This window comes from Streptomyces sp. NPDC059080 (genome assembly GCF_042739975.1).
Lineage (GTDB): Bacteria > Actinomycetota > Actinomycetes > Streptomycetales > Streptomycetaceae > Streptomyces > Streptomyces benahoarensis.
The window spans coordinates 81,256-99,239 of the sequence record NZ_JBHYGX010000014.1 but is presented as its reverse complement, the minus strand read 5'-3'; the positions used below and the strand labels follow the sequence as shown (position 1 = coordinate 99,239).

Annotated in this window: 19 protein-coding genes; 3 read left to right on the top strand and 16 right to left on the bottom strand. The window is 70.9% G+C overall.

Annotated features, from left to right (window positions below):
* Positions 1–18: 18 nt before the first annotated feature.
* A complete protein-coding gene (locus ACFWWQ_RS14465; protein ID WP_384595415.1) occupies positions 19–867 on the bottom strand; it encodes a 3-hydroxyacyl-CoA dehydrogenase family protein in 849 nt (282 codons plus the stop codon).
* Between the two features lie 253 nt (positions 868–1,120).
* On the opposite strand from ACFWWQ_RS14465, the gene ACFWWQ_RS14460 reads away from it, so the two are divergent.
* The gene (locus ACFWWQ_RS14460; RefSeq protein ID WP_384595412.1) at positions 1,121–1,693 is read left to right on the top strand and encodes a cob(I)yrinic acid a,c-diamide adenosyltransferase; all 573 of its coding nucleotides are present in this window, start codon (positions 1,121–1,123) and stop codon (positions 1,691–1,693) included.
* A 76-nt stretch (positions 1,694–1,769) separates the two neighbouring features.
* Here ACFWWQ_RS14460 and ACFWWQ_RS14455 read toward each other — a convergent pair whose 3' ends face one another.
* Positions 1,770–2,345 carry a hypothetical protein gene (locus tag ACFWWQ_RS14455; RefSeq protein WP_384595409.1) on the bottom strand — a complete coding sequence of 192 codons (576 nt, stop codon included), beginning with the start codon at positions 2,343–2,345 and terminating at the stop codon, positions 1,770–1,772.
* Between the two features lie 161 nt (positions 2,346–2,506).
* Between ACFWWQ_RS14455 and ACFWWQ_RS14450 the strand changes: the two genes are divergently transcribed.
* Positions 2,507–3,817 (top strand): sensor histidine kinase, encoded by a 1,311-nt coding sequence (locus ACFWWQ_RS14450; protein WP_384595406.1) that lies wholly within the window; start codon positions 2,507–2,509, stop codon positions 3,815–3,817.
* Entirely contained in the window at positions 3,814–4,500 is a 687-nt protein-coding gene (locus ACFWWQ_RS14445; protein ID WP_384595403.1) for a response regulator, read from the top strand. Before ACFWWQ_RS14450 ends, ACFWWQ_RS14445 begins: the two co-directional genes overlap by 4 nt.
* Before the next feature lie 172 nt (positions 4,501–4,672).
* Here ACFWWQ_RS14445 and ACFWWQ_RS14440 read toward each other — a convergent pair whose 3' ends face one another.
* From ACFWWQ_RS14440 to ACFWWQ_RS14375, 14 genes are all read right to left on the bottom strand, one after another.
* The gene (locus tag ACFWWQ_RS14440; protein WP_384595400.1) at positions 4,673–5,122 is read right to left on the bottom strand and encodes a DUF2550 domain-containing protein; all 450 of its coding nucleotides are present in this window, start codon (positions 5,120–5,122) and stop codon (positions 4,673–4,675) included.
* A gap of 148 nt (positions 5,123–5,270) precedes the next feature.
* Entirely contained in the window at positions 5,271–5,654 is a 384-nt protein-coding gene (locus tag ACFWWQ_RS14435; protein ID WP_030981912.1) for a F0F1 ATP synthase subunit epsilon, read from the bottom strand.
* Positions 5,655–5,762: 108 nt separating this feature from the next.
* Positions 5,763–7,217 carry a F0F1 ATP synthase subunit beta gene (atpD, locus tag ACFWWQ_RS14430; RefSeq protein ID WP_384595397.1) on the bottom strand — a complete coding sequence of 485 codons (1,455 nt, stop codon included), beginning with the start codon at positions 7,215–7,217 and terminating at the stop codon, positions 5,763–5,765.
* 5 nt (positions 7,218–7,222) lie between these two features.
* Positions 7,223–8,146, bottom strand: a complete 924-nt coding sequence (locus ACFWWQ_RS14425) for a F0F1 ATP synthase subunit gamma (protein ID WP_384595394.1) — start codon at positions 8,144–8,146, stop codon at positions 7,223–7,225.
* Positions 8,147–8,166: 20 nt separating this feature from the next.
* A complete protein-coding gene (gene atpA, locus ACFWWQ_RS14420; RefSeq protein WP_384595391.1) occupies positions 8,167–9,759 on the bottom strand; it encodes a F0F1 ATP synthase subunit alpha in 1,593 nt (530 codons plus the stop codon).
* Positions 9,760–9,973: 214 nt separating this feature from the next.
* The gene (locus ACFWWQ_RS14415) at positions 9,974–10,789 is read right to left on the bottom strand and encodes a F0F1 ATP synthase subunit delta (RefSeq protein ID WP_384595388.1); all 816 of its coding nucleotides are present in this window, start codon (positions 10,787–10,789) and stop codon (positions 9,974–9,976) included.
* On the bottom strand, positions 10,786–11,349 hold the full coding sequence (locus ACFWWQ_RS14410; protein ID WP_384595532.1) for a F0F1 ATP synthase subunit B: 564 nt from the start codon (positions 11,347–11,349) through the stop codon (positions 10,786–10,788). Before ACFWWQ_RS14410 ends, ACFWWQ_RS14415 begins: the two co-directional genes overlap by 4 nt.
* 47 nt (positions 11,350–11,396) lie before the next feature.
* Positions 11,397–11,639 carry an ATP synthase F0 subunit C gene (atpE, locus tag ACFWWQ_RS14405; protein ID WP_143940224.1) on the bottom strand — a complete coding sequence of 81 codons (243 nt, stop codon included), beginning with the start codon at positions 11,637–11,639 and terminating at the stop codon, positions 11,397–11,399.
* Between the two features lie 76 nt (positions 11,640–11,715).
* A complete protein-coding gene (gene atpB / locus ACFWWQ_RS14400) occupies positions 11,716–12,513 on the bottom strand; it encodes a F0F1 ATP synthase subunit A (protein ID WP_384595529.1) in 798 nt (265 codons plus the stop codon).
* 279 nt (positions 12,514–12,792) lie between these two features.
* Entirely contained in the window at positions 12,793–13,230 is a 438-nt protein-coding gene (locus ACFWWQ_RS14395; RefSeq protein ID WP_384595384.1) for a hypothetical protein, read from the bottom strand.
* 302 nt (positions 13,231–13,532) lie between these two features.
* Positions 13,533–14,876 carry an MraY family glycosyltransferase gene (locus ACFWWQ_RS14390; protein ID WP_384595381.1) on the bottom strand — a complete coding sequence of 448 codons (1,344 nt, stop codon included), beginning with the start codon at positions 14,874–14,876 and terminating at the stop codon, positions 13,533–13,535.
* 141 nt (positions 14,877–15,017) lie between these two features.
* Positions 15,018–16,349, bottom strand: a complete 1,332-nt coding sequence (glyA, locus tag ACFWWQ_RS14385; RefSeq protein WP_384595378.1) for a serine hydroxymethyltransferase — start codon at positions 16,347–16,349, stop codon at positions 15,018–15,020.
* Positions 16,350–16,569: 220 nt separating this feature from the next.
* Positions 16,570–17,298, bottom strand: coding sequence for a protein-tyrosine-phosphatase (locus tag ACFWWQ_RS14380; RefSeq protein WP_384595374.1), 729 nt, complete (start codon positions 17,296–17,298; stop codon positions 16,570–16,572).
* On the bottom strand, positions 17,295–17,942 hold the full coding sequence (locus tag ACFWWQ_RS14375) for an L-threonylcarbamoyladenylate synthase (protein WP_143940220.1): 648 nt from the start codon (positions 17,940–17,942) through the stop codon (positions 17,295–17,297). Before ACFWWQ_RS14375 ends, ACFWWQ_RS14380 begins: the two co-directional genes overlap by 4 nt.
* Positions 17,943–17,984 lie beyond the last annotated feature (42 nt).

Here is a 17,984-nt window from a genome sequence, read left to right as displayed (position 1 = left end):
GCCAGGACGCGCCGCCGTTCAGTGCGTGTAGAACCCGCGGCCGCTCTTACGGCCGAGGTCGCCCGCGTCGACCATCCGCCGCATGATCTCCGGCGGCGCGAACTTCTCGTCCTGCGACTCGGCGTAGATGTTGTCGGTGGCGTGCAGCAGGATGTCGACGCCGGTGAGGTCGGCGGTGGCCAGCGGACCCATCGCGTGACCGAAGCCCAGCTTGCACGCGAGGTCGATGTCCTCGGCGCTCGCCACGCCCGACTCGTAGAGCTTGGCGGCCTCGACGACCAGCGCGGAGATCAGCCGGGTGGTGACGAAACCGGCGACGTCGCGGTTGACGACGATGCAGGTCTTGCCGACGGACTCGGCGAACTCGCGGGCGGCGGCGAGGGTTTCGTCGCTGGTCTTGTAGCCGCGCACCAGCTCGCACAGCTGCATCATCGGCACCGGCGAGAAGAAGTGCGTGCCGACGACCCGCTCCGGGCAGGAGGTGGCCGCGGCGATCTTCGTGATCGGGATCGCGGAGGTGTTGGAGGCGAGGACCGCGTCGTCCTTGGCGAGCTTGTCGAGCGCCTGGAAGATCTCCCGCTTGACCTCGATCTTCTCGAAGACCGCCTCGACGACGACATCCGCGTCGCCGACCGCGTCCAGATCGGTCGTGGTGGTGATCCGGGCCAGCGCCTGCTCGGCGGCGTCCGCGCCCAGCTTCCCCTTCGCGACGAACTTCGCGTACGACGCCTCGATGCCGCCCTTTCCGCGGGCCAGCGCCCCGTCCGTCACATCGCGGAGCACCACGTCCCACCCCGCCTGGGCGGAGACCTGCGCAATACCGGATCCCATGAGTCCGGCACCGATGACGGCGAGCTTCTTTGCCACTGCTGTCCCCTCACACCCTGTGTGTTCCAGAATCGGTCAGGGTGACGTTATCCGTACTGAGCGATCGTTTGGTAGGTAAGAGACACGCGTCACGCCCGGCCCCGGCGAACGGCGCCCGGCGGCCCGTCCGTCCGTGTCCCGCGTCACCCGGAAGGCCGTCAGACGACCCCGCGCGCGGCGGAGTTCGGACCCCGCGACGGGCCGGGCCCCGCGCGTCGGACCCGCCCGGCAGAGCGCCGCGTACGCTCGTGCCATGGTGAATCTGACGCGCATCTACACCCGCACCGGCGACAAGGGCACCACCGCCCTGGGCGACATGAGCCGCACCGCCAAGACCGACCGCCGGATCGCCGCCTACGCGGACACCAACGAGGCCAACGCGGCGCTCGGTGTGGCCCTGGCCCTCGGCGAACTGCCCAAGGACGTCCGGGCGGTGCTGCTGCGCGTGCAGAACGACCTCTTCGACGTCGGCGCCGACCTGTCCACCCCGGTCGTCGAGGACCCGAAGTACCCGCCGCTGCGCGTCGAGCAGAGCTACATCGACAAGCTGGAGGCGGACTGCGACCGCTTCCTGGAACAGCTGGAGAAGCTGCGCAGCTTCATCCTCCCCGGCGGCAGCGCCGGTGCCGCGCTGCTGCATCAGGCGTGCACGGTCGTCCGCCGCGCCGAGCGCGCCACGTGGGCGGCGTTCGAGGAGCACGGCGACACCATGAACCCGCTCACCGCCACCTACCTCAACCGCCTCTCCGACCTGCTGTTCATCCTGGCCCGTACGGCCAACAAGGAGGTCGGGGACGTGCTGTGGGTGCCGGGCGGCGAGCGGTAGCCGTAGTCGCAGTCGTACGAGCGGTGGCCGTCGTCGTACAGGTCCGGGCCGCCCCCGTCGGCGGCCCGGACCGCGCTCAGCGCAGCACCTTCGGGCGCCGCCGCGCCGCCTCCGGCTCCCCGGCCGGCGCCTTCTTCGGCCACAGCAGGTACGACAGGGCGATCACGCCGTGGACGGCCACCAGCCGGGCCATGGTGAGCTGCCACTCCCGCAGCGTCGCGGTGTCGCCGTCCCCGACGTACCAGGCCGCCAGCTGCAGCAGTCCGGCAGCGACGGCGCCCATCACGACCGTCCGCAGCCACAGCTTCCCCTCGTGGCGGGCACGGGCCGGTCCGTAGCGGGGCGGCTTCACCGGCCGCGGGGCGCCGCCGAAGCGGTGCGCGGCATGGCCGTCGGCCCAGCGGATCGTGTACGGGCCGTAGGCGACGGTGCAGCCGAGGTAGACGGCGGCGAGGCCGTGCCTCCAGTCCGCCGTGGCGCCGTTGCGCAGATCGATCGCGGTGACGGTCAGCAACACCAGCTCCAACAGCGGCTCCAACAGCAGCACGGCGGCGCCGGTGCGCGGCATCCGGCACCCGTACCGCAGCGCCAGACCGGCCGCGAGCAGCACCCAGAACCCGACCTCGCAGACGACGATCAACGTGACAACCATGGCGTTCCTCCTCCGGGACGCCTCAAGACTGCCGCCGCCACCCGGCCCGGGGCGTCGTCGCCGGCGATGATTCCGGCTGCATCTTTCGATGGAGTGGCGACGCCGGGACGGCCCGCCGGAACGACGAGGCGGGCGCCGCCCCGGCCGTGTTGGATGGACGGGTGCCGCCGCTCTCCCGCCCCGTCCGCCCGCACCGCGACGACGTCCTCATCGCGGCCGCCGGGCTGCTCGGCGGGGTGCTGCTGTGGGCGCTGGGCCTGCGCGGCGCGCCGCCGGTGCCGGGGCTGCCGCCGTGGGCGTCCCTGGTGGCGGCGGCCGTTGCCGCCGGGGCCGAACTGCTGCGCCGCACCGCACCGCTGACCGGCCTGGCGCTCGCCACCGCCGCGCTCGCGCTGGACACCTGCGCCGGGACGCTGCTCGCCACCGTCGTGATGTTCACCGACCTGGTGTACGCGGCGGTCCTCCACGGCGGGCCCCACGCGGCCCGCCGCATCCCGCCGGGCACCGCGCTGGTGACCGTCCTCGGCACGCTGATCGCGCTCGCCGTGGCCCGCGACCCGCAGGCGCTGTTCGTCGGCGTCTTCCTCGGGCTGATCACCCTCACTCCCGCCTGGACGGGCCTGATCGTCCGCCATCACCGCGACGCGGCCCAGGCGGCCCGGCTGCGGGCCGAGCAGATCGCGCTGCTCGCGGAGACGGACCGGGCGCAGGCGGTCGCCGGGGAGCGCGCGCGGATGGCGCGGGAGCTGCACGACGTGGTCGCCGGGCATCTGTCGGCCATCGCGCTGCACACCACCGCCGCACAGACCCTCGACGATCCGGCCGCTACCCGGGAGGCGCTGGGCGTCATCCGGGAGAACAGCGTGCGGGGCCTGGCCGAAATGCGCCGCCTCATCGGCTTGTTGCGCGCTTCCGGCGGCTCCGAGGCCGACGGCGAACCACCCGCCGTCCCCACCCTCGACGGCCTCCCGGCCCTCCTCACCCGCGCCCGGGCGACGGGGGCGGGCGACGGGCTGAGCTTCAGCCTCCACGACGGCCGCCAGGAGTACGAGGACGGGGCCCGGCCCGGCGGCAGCTCCCGGCCCGGCCACGGCACACGGACCGGCGACGGCGCTGCCCGGCCCGGTGGCACCCCCGCCACCCTCCCCGCCCCCGTGGAGCTGGCCGCATACCGCATCGTCCAGGAATCCGTGACCAACGCCCTCAAGCACGCCGCGCCCGGCGAGGTCACCGTCCGCCTCGACCGGGCGCCCGGCGGCCCGCTCCTCCTCGTCGTGACCAGCCCGTACGGCACCCGCCGCGGGCCGGGCGGCGCGCGGGTACCGGGCTCGGGCGCCGGGCTGACCGGCATGCGTGAGCGCGCCGCCCTGCTGGGCGGCGCCTGCGACGCGGGCCCGGCGGACGGCCCCGACGGCCCCGTATGGCGGGTACGGGCCACACTCCCCGCCGCCGAGGAGGCACCCCCGACATGACCGGCACACCCCCGCACCCGCGGCGCGTCGTCGTCGCCGAGGACCAGTCCGCCGTCCGCGCCGGGCTCGTCCTCATCCTCCGTTCCGACCCCGGCATCGAGGTCGCCGGGGAGGCCGCGGACGGCGAGGAGGCGGTCCGTCTCGCCCGCGAGCTGCGCCCCGATCTCGTCCTCATGGACGTCCAGATGCCGCGGCTGGACGGCGTCTCGGCCACCCGCCGGATCGTCGCCGAGGGGCTGGCGGACGTCCTGGTGCTGACCACCTTCGACCTCGATGCGTACGTCTTCGGTGCCTTGCGCGCCGGGGCCGCCGGATTCCTGCTCAAGGACATGGACGCCACGGCGCTGCTGGCCGCGGTGCACACGGTGGCCGCCGGGGACGGGCTCATCGCACCCGCGGTCACCCGCCGTCTGATCGCGGAATTCGCCGGGGCCTCCGCACCCCGGGAGCGTACGGGGCCCGGGCCCGACCCCGCGGTGCTGGAGGCGCTGACGCGGCGCGAGCGGGAGGTCCTGGGCGTACTGGGCCGCGGCCTGTCGAACGCCGAGGCCGCGGTGCGGCTGGAGATGGCCGAGGCCACCGTGAAGACGCACGTCAGCCGCTTGCTGGCCAAACTGGGGCTCCGCAGCCGGGTGCAGGCGGCCGTCCTTGCCCAGGAGCTGGGCGTGGAACCGCCGCCGTAGTCGTACGGGCGTGAGCGGGCCTTACGGAATCGACCGGCGCGCCCGCTCAGGCCACATTGACCCTCCCCCAGACTCCGTCCGGGGGCACCCCCTTCAGCGGGGCTCCCTTTTAGGCAACATTGACCCTCCCCCAGACTCCGTCCGGGGGCACCCCCTTCAGCGGGGCTCTCTTTCAGGCAACGTTGACCCGCTGGCCGGGCGGTGCCGCCTCCAGCCAGGCGAGGAAGCCGGTGAGGGCGTCCTCGCTCATCGCCAGTTCCAGGCGGGTGCCGCTGTGGCAGCAGACGAGGACGACGGAGTCGGAGAGCAGCGCCAGCTCCTCCTCGCCCTGCGGGGTGCGGCGCTCGACGACCTCGATGGCGGAGCGCTCCAGGAAGCGGCGGGGCCGCGGCGCGTAGGAGAAGACACGGAACCACTCGACGCGGTCACCGTTGTAGCGGGCGACGCCGTAGATCCAGCCCTTGCCGCTGGGCTCGCGTTCGTCCTCCCGTACGTCCCAGCGCAGGCTGCAGTCGAAGGTGCCGCCGGACCGCTGGATGAGCCGCCGCCGCAGCCCGAAGACGAAAAGCCCCAGCAGCACCAGCACCACGACCGCGCCGCTCACGAGCAGAGCGAGGACCATCTCGACCGACCTCCTCGCCTCTGTGGGGGATCCCCGCGCCGGGTCGGGCGCGAGGGAGGGAAACGCACCTGCATTGCCTCAGCCGCGGGCCGCTCCGGAAGTCTCCGGGCAGCCCGCGGCTGAGGATCGATCTCGTCGGTGACGGGGCTCAGTGAACGCCCGTCACCGCACGCAGCCGGACATCGGCGCGACGCTCGGCGGCCGCGTCAGCGTCCGACTTCGCTCGCTCCAGTGCCCGCTCCGCGCGCTGGACATCGATCTCGTCCGACAGCTCGGCGACCTCCGCGAGCAGAGACAGCTTGTTGTCGGCGAACGAGATGAAGCCGCCGTGCACCGCGGCGACGACAGTACCGTCCCCGCTCTCGCCGGTCGTACGGATCGTCACCGGGCCCGACTGCAGCACGCCGAGCAGCGGCTGGTGTCCGGGCATGACGCCGATGTCGCCCGACGAGGTGCGCGCGACGACCAGGCTGGCCTCACCGGACCAGACCTGCCGGTCTGCTGCGACCAACTCGACGTGCAGCTCAGCCACGATGGCTCCTCGGGTCTCCACCTGCCGGGTCCGGCAGATGTTGGGTCAAATACTAGTGGTCGTACGGGCCGGGGGCGGCCAGGGCCGCCCCCGGTGCCGAAGCCGGGGTCAGGAGACGCCCAGCTCCTTGGCGTTCTTCTCCAGGTCCTCGATGCCACCGCACATGAAGAATGCCTGCTCGGGGAAGTGGTCGTACTCGCCGTTCGCGATGGCGTTGAAGGCGTGGATCGACTCGTCGAGCGAGACGTCCGAACCGTCGACGCCGGTGAACTGCTTCGCGACGTGGGTGTTCTGCGAGAGGAACCGCTCGATACGACGGGCGCGGTAGACGGTGAGCTTGTCTTCCTCACCCAGCTCGTCGATACCCAGAATCGCGATGATGTCCTGGAGGTCCTTGTACTTCTGCAGGATCGTCTTGACGCGCATCGCGCAGTCGTAGTGCTCCTGCGTGATGTACCGCGGGTCCAGGATGCGGGACGTCGAGTCCAGCGGGTCCACCGCCGGGTAGATGCCCTTCTCCGAGATCGGACGGGACAGAACGGTCGTCGCGTCCAGGTGGGCGAAGGTGGTGGCCGGCGCCGGGTCGGTCAGGTCGTCCGCGGGGACGTAGATCGCCTGCATCGAGGTGATCGAGTGACCACGGGTCGAGGTGATGCGCTCCTGGAGGAGGCCCATCTCGTCCGCCAGGTTCGGCTGGTAACCCACCGCGGACGGCATACGGCCGAGCAGCGTGGAGACCTCGGAACCCGCCTGGGTGTACCGGAAGATGTTGTCGATGAAGAAGAGGACGTCCTGCTTCTGGACGTCACGGAAGTACTCCGCCATCGTCAGACCGGCCAGGGCGACGCGCAGACGGGTGCCCGGCGGCTCGTCCATCTGGCCGAAGACCAGCGCGGTCTTGTCGATGACGCCGGAGTCCGTCATCTCCTCGATGAGGTCGTTGCCCTCACGGGTGCGCTCACCGACACCGGCGAACACCGACACACCGTCGTGGTTGTTGGCCACGCGGTAGATCATTTCCTGGATCAGAACGGTCTTGCCGACACCGGCACCACCGAACAGACCGATCTTGCCGCCCTTGACGTACGGGGTCAGCAGGTCGATGACCTTGACGCCGGTCTCGAACATCTCGGTCTTGGACTCAAGCTGGTCGAAGGTCGGGGCCTTGCGGTGGATCGGCCAGCGCTCGGTGACCTGGGCGGCCTCCTCGGGCTTGTTCAGGATCTCGCCGAGGGTGTTGAAGACCTTGCCCTTGGTGATGTCACCGACGGGCACGGTGATGCCCGCACCGGTGTCGGTCACCGCGGCCTGGCGGACCAGACCGTCGGTGGGCTGCATCGAGATCGCCCGGATGAGGCCGTCACCCAGGTGCTGGGCGACCTCAAGGGTCAGCGTCTTGGTCGTGCCCTGCTCGGCAGGGTCGTCGACGTCGACGTGCAGCGCGTTGTAGATGTCCGGCATCGCGTCGACGGGGAACTCCACGTCGACGACCGGGCCGATGACCCGCGCGACGCGGCCTGCGGCCACGCCCGACGCGGCGGTCGGCTCAACAGTGGTGGTCATAGTTGTCAGTCACTCCCCGCGGTCGCGTCGGCCAGGGCGCTGGCGCCACCGACGATCTCGCTGATTTCCTGGGTGATTTCGGCCTGGCGGGCCGCGTTGGCAAGCCGCGAGAGCGACTTGATGAGCTCTTCGGCGTTGTCGGTGGCCGACTTCATCGCGCGCCGCGTGGCGGCGTGCTTCGAGGCGGCGGCCTGGAGCAGCGCGTTGTAGATCCGCGACTCGACGTACCGCGGCAGCAGGGCGTCGAGGACGTCCTCCGCCGAGGGCTCGAACTCGAAGAGGGGAAGGATCTCCCCGCTCTTCGCCGGCTCCTCCTGCTCGCCCGCGGCGGTACCGAGGCTGAGCGGCAGCAGCCGGTCGTCGAGTGCCGTCTGCGTCATCATCGACACGAACTCCGTGAAGACGATGTGGAGTTCGTCCACACCTCCCTCGGCGGTGTCCTTCTGCACGGCGGCGATCAGCGGTGCGGCGACCGCCTTGGCGTCGGCGTACGTCGGGCTGTCGGTGAAGCCGGTCCACGACTCCTGCACCGTCCGCTCGCGGAAGGCGTAGTACGACACGCCCTTGCGCCCGACGATATAGGCGTCGACCTCCTTGCCCTCGGCCCGGAGCCGCTTGGTGAGCAGCTCCGCGGCCTTGATGACGTTGGAGGAGTAGCCGCCGGCCAGACCGCGGTCGCTCGTGATGAGCAGCAGCGCGGCGCGGGTCGGCCGCTCCGCCTCGGTCGTGAGCGGGTGCTGGGTGTTCGAGCCGGTGGCAACCGCTGTCACCGCGCGGGTCAGTTCACTCGCGTACGGCGTCGATGCCGCCACCTGGCGCTGCGCCTTGACGACGCGCGAGGCGGCGATCATCTCCATCGCCTTGGTGATCTTCTTGGTCGCGGTGACGGAGCGGATGCGACGCTTGTAGACCCGGAGCGTGGCTCCCATGGATCAGGTCCCTTCCGTCGTCACTTGGCGGTGCTGACCGGAGCGTCCTCACCGAGAAGCTTGCCGTCCGAGGTCTCGAACTGCTGCTTGAAGGCGGCGACGGAATCGGTGAGCGCCTGGATGGTGTCGTCGGACATCTTGCCGCCCTCGACGATGCTGACCAGCAGGTCCTTCTTCTCCCGGCCCAGGTAGTCCAGGAGCTCCCGCTCGAAGCGGCGGATGTCCTCGACGGGCACGTCGTCCATCTTGCCGGTGGTACCGGCCCAGATGGAGACGACCTGGTTCTCGACGGGGTACGGGGCGTACTGACCCTGCTTGAGCAGCTCGGTCATGCGCTTACCGCGCTCCAGCTGGGCCTTCGAGGCGGCGTCCAGGTCGGAACCGAAGGCGGCGAACGCCTCCAGCTCGCGGTACTGGGCGAGGTCCACACGGAGACGGCCGGAGACCTGCTTCATGGCCTTGTGCTGGGCGGAGCCACCGACACGGGAGACCGAGATACCGACGTTCAGCGCCGGGCGCTGGCCCGCGTTGAACAGGTCGGACTCCAGGAAGCACTGGCCGTCGGTGATGGAGATGACGTTGGTCGGGATGAACGCCGACACGTCGTTCGCCTTGGTCTCGACGATCGGGAGGCCCGTCATCGAACCGGCACCCAGCTCGTCGGAGAGCTTCGCGCAGCGCTCCAGCAGACGCGAGTGCAGGTAGAAGACGTCACCCGGGTACGCCTCGCGGCCCGGCGGGCGGCGCAGCAGCAGGGACACGGCGCGGTAGGCGTCGGCCTGCTTCGAGAGGTCGTCGAAGATGATCAGGACGTGCTTGCCGGCGTACATCCAGTGCTGGCCGATGGCCGAACCGGTGTAGGGCGCCAGGTACTTGAAGCCCGCCGGGTCGGACGCCGGGGCGGCGACGATGGTGGTGTACTCCAGGGCGCCGGCCTCCTCCAGCGCACCGCGCACGGACGCGATGGTGGAGCCCTTCTGGCCGATGGCGACGTAGATGCAGCGGACCTGCTTCTTCGGGTCGCCCGAGCGCCAGTTGTCGCGCTGGTTGATGATCGTGTCGACGGCCAGGGCGGTCTTGCCGGTCTGGCGGTCGCCGATGATCAGCTGACGCTGGCCACGGCCGATCGGGACCATCGAGTCGACGGCCTTGTAGCCGGTCTGCATCGGCTCGTGGACCGACTTACGGACCATGACGCCCGGAGCCTGCAGCTCCAGGGCGCGGCGGCCCTCGGACTCGATCTCGCCGAGGCCGTCGATCGGGTTGCCCAGCGGGTCGACGACGCGGCCGAGGTAGCCCTCGCCCACGGCGACCGAGAGCACCTCACCGGTGCGCTGCACCGGCTGGCCCTCCTCGATACCGCTGAACTCGCCGAGGACGACCGCACCGATTTCGCGCTCTTCGAGGTTCAGCGCGAGACCGAGGGTGCCGTCCTCGAACTTCAGCAGTTCGTTCGCCATCGCCGAGGGAAGGCCCTCGACCTTCGCGATGCCGTCACCGGCCTCGCTGACCGTGCCGACCTCCTCGCGCGAGGCCGCGTCCGGCTTGTACGCCTGGACGAAGTTCTCCAGCGCGTCCCGGATCTCCTCCGGCCGGATCGTGAGCTCCGCCATCTGGGTTCCCTGCTCTCCTTGTTGGGCCCGAAGTTACTTGCGGGGGTCTGGGGTTACGTCCCCAGGGGGTTTCCGCCTACGGCCCAACTCGGGCCGCCGTCGTGCTTGTGCTGTCTCCCGGTGCGGGCTCCCGGCCGCGGCTGGACCTCTCGGTCCGGCCCGTCGGTGCCGGTGCCCTGCCACCGGTGGTGCAGCTCTTGAGTTGGTGGCTGGGTCAGCCGGCCATCCGCCGTGCCGCCTCGTCGAGGCGGTCCGCGATGCTCCCGTTGATGACCTCGTCGCCGATCCGGACCTGCACACCGCCGAGGACCTCGGGGTCCACGTCGAGGTTCAGGTGGATCTGCCGTCCGTAGACCGCGGCCAGCGCGTCTGCGAGGCGCGTGCGCTGTCCTTCGTCCATCGGCACCGCCGTGGTGACCACCGCGACCATGCGGTCGCGCCGGCGCGCGGCCAGCTTGGAGAGGGCATCGAGCCCTGCTTCCAGGCTACGGCCTCGCGGCTGGGCCACGAGCCGGCCCACGATGCGTGTGGTCACCGGGTTGGCCCGGCCGCCCAGCAGCGTGGTCACCAGCTCGCTCTTGGCGGCGACCGAGGCGTTGCGGTCGGTCAGTGCGCGGCGCAGGTCGCCGTTGGAGGTGAGGATCCGGCCGAACCGGAACAGCTCGTCCTCGACGTCGTCGAGCCGGCCGGACCGCTGTGCCGCGGCGAGGTCGGCGCTGTAGGACAGCTCCTCCATCGCGTCGGCGAGGTCACGCGAACGCGACCAGCGGGACCGGACCATGCCGGACACCAGGGCGGCGGCCGGACCGCCGATCTTGGTGCCGAGCAGCCGGTCGGCCAGCTCGGCCCGCGCCTCGCCGGACTGCGCCGGGTCGGTCAGGACCCGACGCAGCGAGACCTCGCGGTCGAGCAGAGCGGTGACGGCAGCCAGCTCCTCGGCGAGCTTCGTCGCGTCGACGGATGCGTTGTCCGTCTGCGCGTCGAGCTGCTCGCGTGCGGAGGCGAGTGCCTCGCGGCTCGCTCCGTTCATCGGCCGGCCTCAGCCTTCGTCGTGTCCGACGCCGCCTTGGCCTCGATCTCGTCGAGGAAGCGGTCGATGGTCCGGCTCTGCCGGGCGTGGTCCTCGAGGGACTCGCCGACGAGCTTGCCGGCCAGGTCGGTGGCGAGCTTGCCCACGTCCTGGCGCAGGGACTGCGCGGCCTGCTTGCGGTCGGCCTCGATCTGGGCGTGACCGGCAGCGATGATTTCCTCACGCTGCCGCTGGCCCTCGGCGCGCATCTCGGCGATGAGCGTCGCGCCCTGCTCCTGCGCCTCCTGGCGCAGGCGCGCGGCCTCGTGGCGGGCGTCGGCGAGCTGGGCCCGGTAGTCCTCCAGGACCTGCTGGGCCTCGGCCTGTGCGGCCTCCGCCTTCTCCATGCCGCCTTCGATCTTCTCGCGGCGCTCGTCCAGAACCTTGTTGATGTTCGGGAGGAGCTTCTTGGCGAGGAAACCGAAGACGATGAAGAAGGCGATCAGGCCGATGACAAGCTCTGGGATCGGCGGGATGAGCGGGTTCTCGGGAACCTCGACCTCACTCGCCAGGCTGACCAGGGTCACGTCAATGCCTTCCGTCTAAGGGGATCGTCGGTGCGTTTCGTTTACTTGTAAACGAAGCCCATGACGATGCCGATGAGGGCGAGCGCCTCACAGAAGGCGAAACCCATGATCTGGTTGGTGCGGATCAGGCCCGCGGCCTCGGGCTGGCGGGCCAGGGCCTGGGTGCCGTTACCGAAGATGATGCCGACGCCGACGCCGGGGCCGATGGCGGCCAGGCCGTAACCGATCGCGCTGGCGCTGCCGGTGAACGCGTCTGCGGAGGCGAGGGTCTGGAGAGCGGACATGCCGGTTCTTCCTTCTCTTTCAAGTACCGGTGGGGGTTGGCCACCGGACGTCTGGGTGGTGAGGCAGGCGAGGTGCTCAGTGGTGCTCGGCGAGCGCGCCCTGCACGTAGTTGCAGGCCAGGAGGACGAAGACGTACGCCTGGACGGCCTGGATGAACAGCTCGAAAGCGGTCATCACGATGGTCATCACGAACGAGGCGCCCGCGTAGACGAAGCCGACGCCGTTCGCCAGGTAGAAGCTGGCGATGGTGAACATCACGATGAGCATGTGGCCCGCGAACATGTTCGCGAAGAGTCGCACCGCGTGGGTGAAGGGCCGGATGAGCACGTTCGAGAAGAGCTCGATGACCATCAGGAGCGGCAGGACCGCGCCCAGCGACTTGTCGTAGCCGGTGATGTTCTTCAGGCCGCCGACGAAGCCGTGCTTCTTGAAGGTGAGGAACATCCACAGGACCCAGACCATCAGGGCCAGACCCGCGGGGAAGGCGATGACCGAGGTCACCGGGAACTGGGCGACCGGAATGATCGACCAGAGGTTCATGATCCACACGAAGAAGAACAGGGAGACCATGAAGGGGACGTACTTCTCGCCCTCCTTCTTGCCGAGCGCGTCGTACACGAGCCCGCGGCGCACGAAGTCGTAACCCGCCTCAGCGACCATCTGGAGCTTGCCCGGCACGACCTTCGCGCGGCCGAAGGCGGCCCAGAAGAACCACACCACGACGACCGTGCTCAGCAGAGCCAGCAGCATCGGCTTGTTGAAATTGAAGCCGCCGATGGTGAAGAGCGGTTCGAAGACGAACGAATGAAGGCCCGGGGCCTCGAAGCCACACCCCGGGATGAAGAGGTGGCACTCCGTGTCGAAGGCGAGCATCGTTTCAGCACTCACCGCGGGCTCCTTCAGCGTGGCGCATGGGTACGGCAACCTCGTTGTGTCGGCGCGGCATTGAGCCACGGAGCGGCACTGGACTGGTCTTGCGGATTAGGGGGCGGCGTCTCGGCGCTGGGCCGGGTCGGATCGCAGGCATCGGCCACGAGGCCCACCGGCTCCAGCTCGTGGAACTCGGGTGCTCAGCCGCCTGCGCCAACTGTGCCGTAGTTGGCACCGGACGATAGCAGGCCCGCGATCGGGCTTTTATTCCGGCCCTACGTGTCACGTCGGCGACCCCGCCGTCTCCGCCTTCTTCGCCTCTGCGGAGTCAGGGTCCACGTAGAGAATCTTCGCCGTCATGTGACCGCGGGTCTGTGCCGCGATCCACACGAGGGTGGCGCCGAGCAACGTGAAGGCAAATGCCTTCGTATCAAAGAGAGTTGTGTCCTTGAAAGTCAGCAGGAAGACCGCGACCAGCAGGATCTGCACGGAGTAGAGCAGAAGGCCCATCATCTGGAAGAGCTGCGGGTAATTCTTCGCGGTCTGCTGGAGGACGACGAGCCCCGCTCCCATGACGAGGACCACCAACAGGGTGCCGATCACGGCACCGACGGCCCCCGCGCCACCGACGAGCGCGGCACTGACCGCGACGGCGACGACGCCGGCGGCAAGCGTGGGCACGAGGGCATAGACGAGAAGTCGGGCGTCATTCGACTGCATGGCGGCGCTCCGGCACGGGGTGGGGGTGTGTTCGTCAGGGACGAGCGTAGACCCGGCCGGCGGAAGAACCTGCTGAGCCCAAAGGCCCCGCGCTGTGGGGACCTTCGGCCCTGTCGCCGAGTCTCGTGAACGGTATCACAAACTATTTGATGAGGTCTTTACCTCTATGGTGTGCTGCCTGTCACACGTGAGCGTGACCCCGCGCGTTGGTGCAGCGACAGGCGGCGCTTTGTCTGCTATAGGACCAAGTCACCCGATTTAGCGACGCAGTTGACGGACGTCCATGACGTCGCACACGAGTTTCAGCGGTGGCTGTCCGCCCGGCGGCGGTCCACGAAGCGTGACCGCTCGCCGATCGCGGTGGCGCCGTGCAGCCCCGCGGCGACCGCCTCCCGCGCCTCGTCCCGCTCCTCCCGCACGCCCTCGGCGGGCTCCCCCGAGGCCGCTTCGGCGGGCTCCGGGCGGACGATCCTGCGGTAGCGCGGCGGCACGATGCGCTGCGCCCACATCGGCGCCCGCGGCGTGAACCGCGGCAGCAGGAGCAGCACCAGCCCGACCGCGCTCAGCAGCACGATGCCCAGGACGATCCACATGCTCGCGTTGTTGACCGAGTACGCGACCGCGCCGAACGCGATCAGCGCCGACCAGAAGTACATGATCAGGACAGCGCGGCTGTGGGAATGACCGATTTCCAGCAGCCGGTGGTGGAGGTGTCCGCGGTCCGCGGCGAACGGCGACTGGCCGTTCCAGGTACGCCGGACGATCGCCAGGATCAGGTCGGCGACCGGCACCGCGATGACGGTCAGCGGCAGCAGCAGCGGGATGTAGACCGGCACCATCGAATGCGTCGCCTCGCGGATACCGCCGGTCTTCAGGCTGAGCAGGTCCGGGTCGACCTGACCGGTCACCGACACCGCTCCGGCCGCCATCACCAGGCCGATCAGCATCGACCCGGAGTCGCCCATGAAGATCCGCGCCGGGTGCATGTTGTGCGGCAGGAAGCCCAGGCACATGCCCATCAGCACCACCGAGAACAGCGTCGCGGGCGCCGCCGCCTCGATGCCGTAGCCGAACCACATGCGGTACGCGTACATGAAGAACGCCGCGGCGGCGATGCACACCATGCCGGAGGCGAGACCGTCGAGACCGTCGACGAAGTTCACCGCATTGATCGTGATGACGACCAGCGCGACGGTCAGCAACGTGCCCTGCGTCGGCGACGGCAAGTACGTGCCGACGCCCGGGATCGGGATGTACAGGATCGTCAGGCCCTGGAGGACCATCACACCCGCGGCGACCATCTGGCCGCCGAGCTTGACCAGCGCGTCCACGCCCCACTTGTCGTCCAGGACGCCCAGCAGCCAGATCAGCGCGGCGCCGGAGAGCAGGGCGCGCGGTTCGTTGGAGTCCGCGAAGACGCTCTTGAGATTGGTCAGATGGGAGGCCACCAAAAGGCCCGCGCACAACCCGCCGAACATCGCGATGCCGCCGAGCCGGGGAGTCGGCTCGCGGTGCACATCACGGGCCCGGATCTCCGGCATCGCCCCGGCCGCGATGGCGAACTTGCGCACCGGGCCGGTCAGCAGATAGGTCACCGCGGCCGTGACGCACAGCGTCAGCAGGTATTCACGCACGGGCTGCCCCACAGATATAGCTGGCCATCACAGCCCCACACCCTATGCGGGTCCACGACCACGGCGTACACACAGGTGGCGGGCTGCCGGGTGACGGACGTCCGTAACCGTCCCCGCGGTGTGTGACGGAGGGGGGCCGCGCGCGGTTCCCGTTCAGTTCCGGCCGGGATACGGCGGAAAACCGCCGACGAGCGCCGCGGTGCGCGGGCGGACCGCGGCGTCCCCGCGCAGCGCGGCCCCGATCAGCCCCGCGATCCGCGCCATCTCCGCCTCGCCCATCCCCTGCGTCGTCACCGCCGCGCTGCCCAGGCGGATGCCGGTACGCCGGGCCGTGCCGTCCGGGCAGGCCAGCGCGCAGGTGTCGAGGACGATCCCGGCGGCGGCCAGCCGCGCCCGGGCCGTGCCGGCGTCGAGGCCCAGCGGTGCGGTGTCGGCGACGATCAGATGGGTGTCGGTGCCGCCGGTCGAGAGCGTCAGGCCCTGGTCGGCGAGGGCGGCGGCGAGCGCACGGGCGTTGGCGACGGTCCGCCGGGCGTAGCCGCGGAACGCGTCGGTGGCGGCCTCGCGGAAGGCGACGGCCTTGGCGGCGACGGAGTTCATCTGCGCGCCGCCCTGGCTGAACGGGAACACCGCCCGGTCGATGCGCTCCGCGAGCCGCGCGCCGCACAGGATCATCCCGCCGCGCGGCCCGCGCAGTACCTTGTGCGTGGTGGCGCAGACGACATCCGCGTACGGCACCGGGCTGGGCGCCACTCCCCCGGCGATCAGCCCGGCGGGATGGGCGACGTCGGCGATGAGGTAGGCGCCGGTCTCGTCGGCGATATCGCGGAAGGCGGCGTAGTCGATATGGCGCGGGTAGGCGATCGAGCCGCAGACCAGGGCCTTGGGACGGCGCTCGCGGGCCAGGGCGCGGACTTCGTCGAGGTCGAGGAGGCCGGTGGCCGCGTCGACGCCGTATCCGGCGAAGTCGAACCAGCGGCCGGAGAAGTTGGCGGGCGAACCGTGGGTGAGGTGTCCGCCGTGCGGCAGGGACAGGGCCAGAACGGTGTCTCCGGGGCGCAGCAGGGCGGCGTAGGCGGCCAGGACGGCCGAGGACCCGGAGTGGGGCTGGACGTTGGCGTGTTCGGCGCCGAAAAGGGCTCTGGCGCGTTCCACGGCGATCCGCTCGGCGAGGTCGACGATCTCGCAGCCACCGTGGTGGCGGGCGCCCGGATAGCCCTCCGCGTACTTGTTGGTGAGCGGGGAGCCGAGGGCGGCGAGGACCGCGGGCGAGGTGAAGTTCTCCGCGGCGATCAGCTGAAGCGTCTCGCTCTGCCGGGCGCTCTCGCCGACCAGCACCCCGGCGATCTCCGGGTCGGCGGCGGCCAGCGCCGCGAAATCCGCCGGGAACGCCCCGGCGTCGGCAGCCGTTCCGGCGCCCGGCGAGGTGCCCGGGCGCGCGTCGGCCGGTGACGTGCTGCGGGGTGACGCGGTGGTGGCGGACATGGCACGCTCCGGGCCTCGTGCGGGGACTCACGTCCAATGTAGGCGCGGTGCGGCGATCGGGCGCGGCGGCGGGGCCCGGGCGTACGGGCCGCGCCGCGGGGCCGGGAGACGGCCGGGAGAGGCGGCTACGAGGGCGGGCCAGGGCCACGGATGGCCCGGCGTACGGCGAGCCAGGAGCGCGAGCGCCGGCACCCGCCAGGTGCCCGCCCGCACGCACCCCCTACGCCCGCGCCGGAACCCCTGTGAGGGCGGTGACCACCGGGTCCAGGGCCTGGTTGATCTCGTCGCCGATGGAGCGGAAGAAGGTGATGGGGGCGCCGTACGGGTCGTGGACCTCGTCGGACTCCGGGTCGGGCGCCAGCAGCCAGCCGCGCAGCGCGGCGGCGGCGCCGACCAGGGTGCGGGCCCGCTCGACCAGGCCGCAGTCGGGCAGCTCCGGGTCGGGCTCCGGCAGGGTGGCCAGGTCTATCGCCCGCACCAGCCGGTTGAACTCCTTCAGCGTGAAGGTGCGCAGGCCCGCGGAGTGGCCCATCGAGATGACCTGGGCGCGGTGGTCGCGGGTGGCGGTCAGGACCAGGTCGGCGCGGATGACGTGCTCGTCGAGCAGTTCGCGGCCCAGAAACCCGGCCGGGTCGGCGCCGTAGTCGGCGAGGACCGTCGCGGCGTGCGTCTCCATGGGCGCGCCCTCATGGCCCCAGGTGCCGGCGCTCTCCACCACCAGGCCGCCGGTGCCCGCACCGCCCAGGCGCAGGTCGAGCGCGTGGCGGTGCAGCCGCTCGGTGATCGGCGAGCGGCAGACGTTGCCGGTGCTGACGTGCAGGATCCGGAAGCGGGCGGGCACGACCGGCGCCGCGGCGCGGGCCTGGACGGCGGCGTAGCCGGACGGCGGCACCGACGGGAAGGCGGTCTCGCCGGGCCCCGTTATGCCGCGCCCCAGGGGCGCCATCAATTGGCCACCTCGAGCTCGGGCACGACCTTCCGCAGCTCCTCGGCGCTGAGGGCGCCCTCGCGCAGCAGCACCGGGATGCGGCCGGTGACGTCGACGATCGAGGACGGCACGGCGGCGGGCGTGGGGCCGCCGTCGAGGTAGACGGAGACGGAGTCGCCCAGCATCTCCTGGGCGGCGTCGCAGTCCTGCGGGGAGGGGTGTCCCGTGAGGTTGGCGCTGGAGACCGCCATCGGGCCGAACTCGGTGAGCAGTTCGATGGCGACGGGGTGCAGCGGCATGCGTACCGCGACGGTGCCGCGGGTCTCGCCGAGGTCCCAGGTCAGCGACGGCTGGTGGGTGGCGACGAGGGTCAGACCGCCGGGCCAGAACGCGTCGACCAGCTCCCACGCCTGCTCGGAGAAGTCGGTGACCAGGCCGTGCAGGGTGTTGGGCGAGCCGATGAGGACCGGCGAGGGCATACCGCGGCCGCGGCCCTTGGCCGCCAGCAGATCGCCGACGGCGTCGGCGCTGAACGCGTCGGCCCCGATGCCGTAGACGGTGTCGGTCGGCAGGACGACCAGCTCGCCGCGGCGGACGGCCGACGCGGCCTCACGCAGACCGGTCGCGCGGTCGGTCGCGTCGCTGCAGTCGTATCGCCGTGCCATTTAACGGTCCTCCTCGTGCGGAACGGATACATCGGGCGTCGG

Coding starts and splice junctions, on each gene's coding strand:
- ACFWWQ_RS14395 (WP_384595384.1), bottom strand. CDS start 13,230: ATGCAGTCGAATGACGCCCGACTTCTCGTCTATGCCCTCGTGCCCACG.
- atpD (WP_384595397.1), bottom strand. CDS start 7,217: ATGACCACCACTGTTGAGCCGACCGCCGCGTCGGGCGTGGCCGCAGGC.
- atpE (WP_143940224.1), bottom strand. CDS start 11,639: ATGTCCGCTCTCCAGACCCTCGCCTCCGCAGACGCGTTCACCGGCAGC.
- ACFWWQ_RS14415 (WP_384595388.1), bottom strand. CDS start 10,789: ATGAACGGAGCGAGCCGCGAGGCACTCGCCTCCGCACGCGAGCAGCTC.
- ACFWWQ_RS14440 (WP_384595400.1), bottom strand. CDS start 5,122: ATGGTCCTCGCTCTGCTCGTGAGCGGCGCGGTCGTGGTGCTGGTGCTG.
- ACFWWQ_RS14455 (WP_384595409.1), bottom strand. CDS start 2,345: ATGGTTGTCACGTTGATCGTCGTCTGCGAGGTCGGGTTCTGGGTGCTG.
- atpB (WP_384595529.1), bottom strand. CDS start 12,513: ATGCTCGCCTTCGACACGGAGTGCCACCTCTTCATCCCGGGGTGTGGC.
- ACFWWQ_RS14460 (WP_384595412.1), top strand. CDS start 1,121: ATGGTGAATCTGACGCGCATCTACACCCGCACCGGCGACAAGGGCACC.
- glyA (WP_384595378.1), bottom strand. CDS start 16,349: ATGTCCGCCACCACCGCGTCACCCCGCAGCACGTCACCGGCCGACGCG.
- atpA (WP_384595391.1), bottom strand. CDS start 9,759: ATGGCGGAGCTCACGATCCGGCCGGAGGAGATCCGGGACGCGCTGGAG.
- ACFWWQ_RS14445 (WP_384595403.1), top strand. CDS start 3,814: ATGACCGGCACACCCCCGCACCCGCGGCGCGTCGTCGTCGCCGAGGAC.
- ACFWWQ_RS14425 (WP_384595394.1), bottom strand. CDS start 8,146: ATGGGAGCCACGCTCCGGGTCTACAAGCGTCGCATCCGCTCCGTCACC.
- ACFWWQ_RS14375 (WP_143940220.1), bottom strand. CDS start 17,942: ATGGCACGGCGATACGACTGCAGCGACGCGACCGACCGCGCGACCGGT.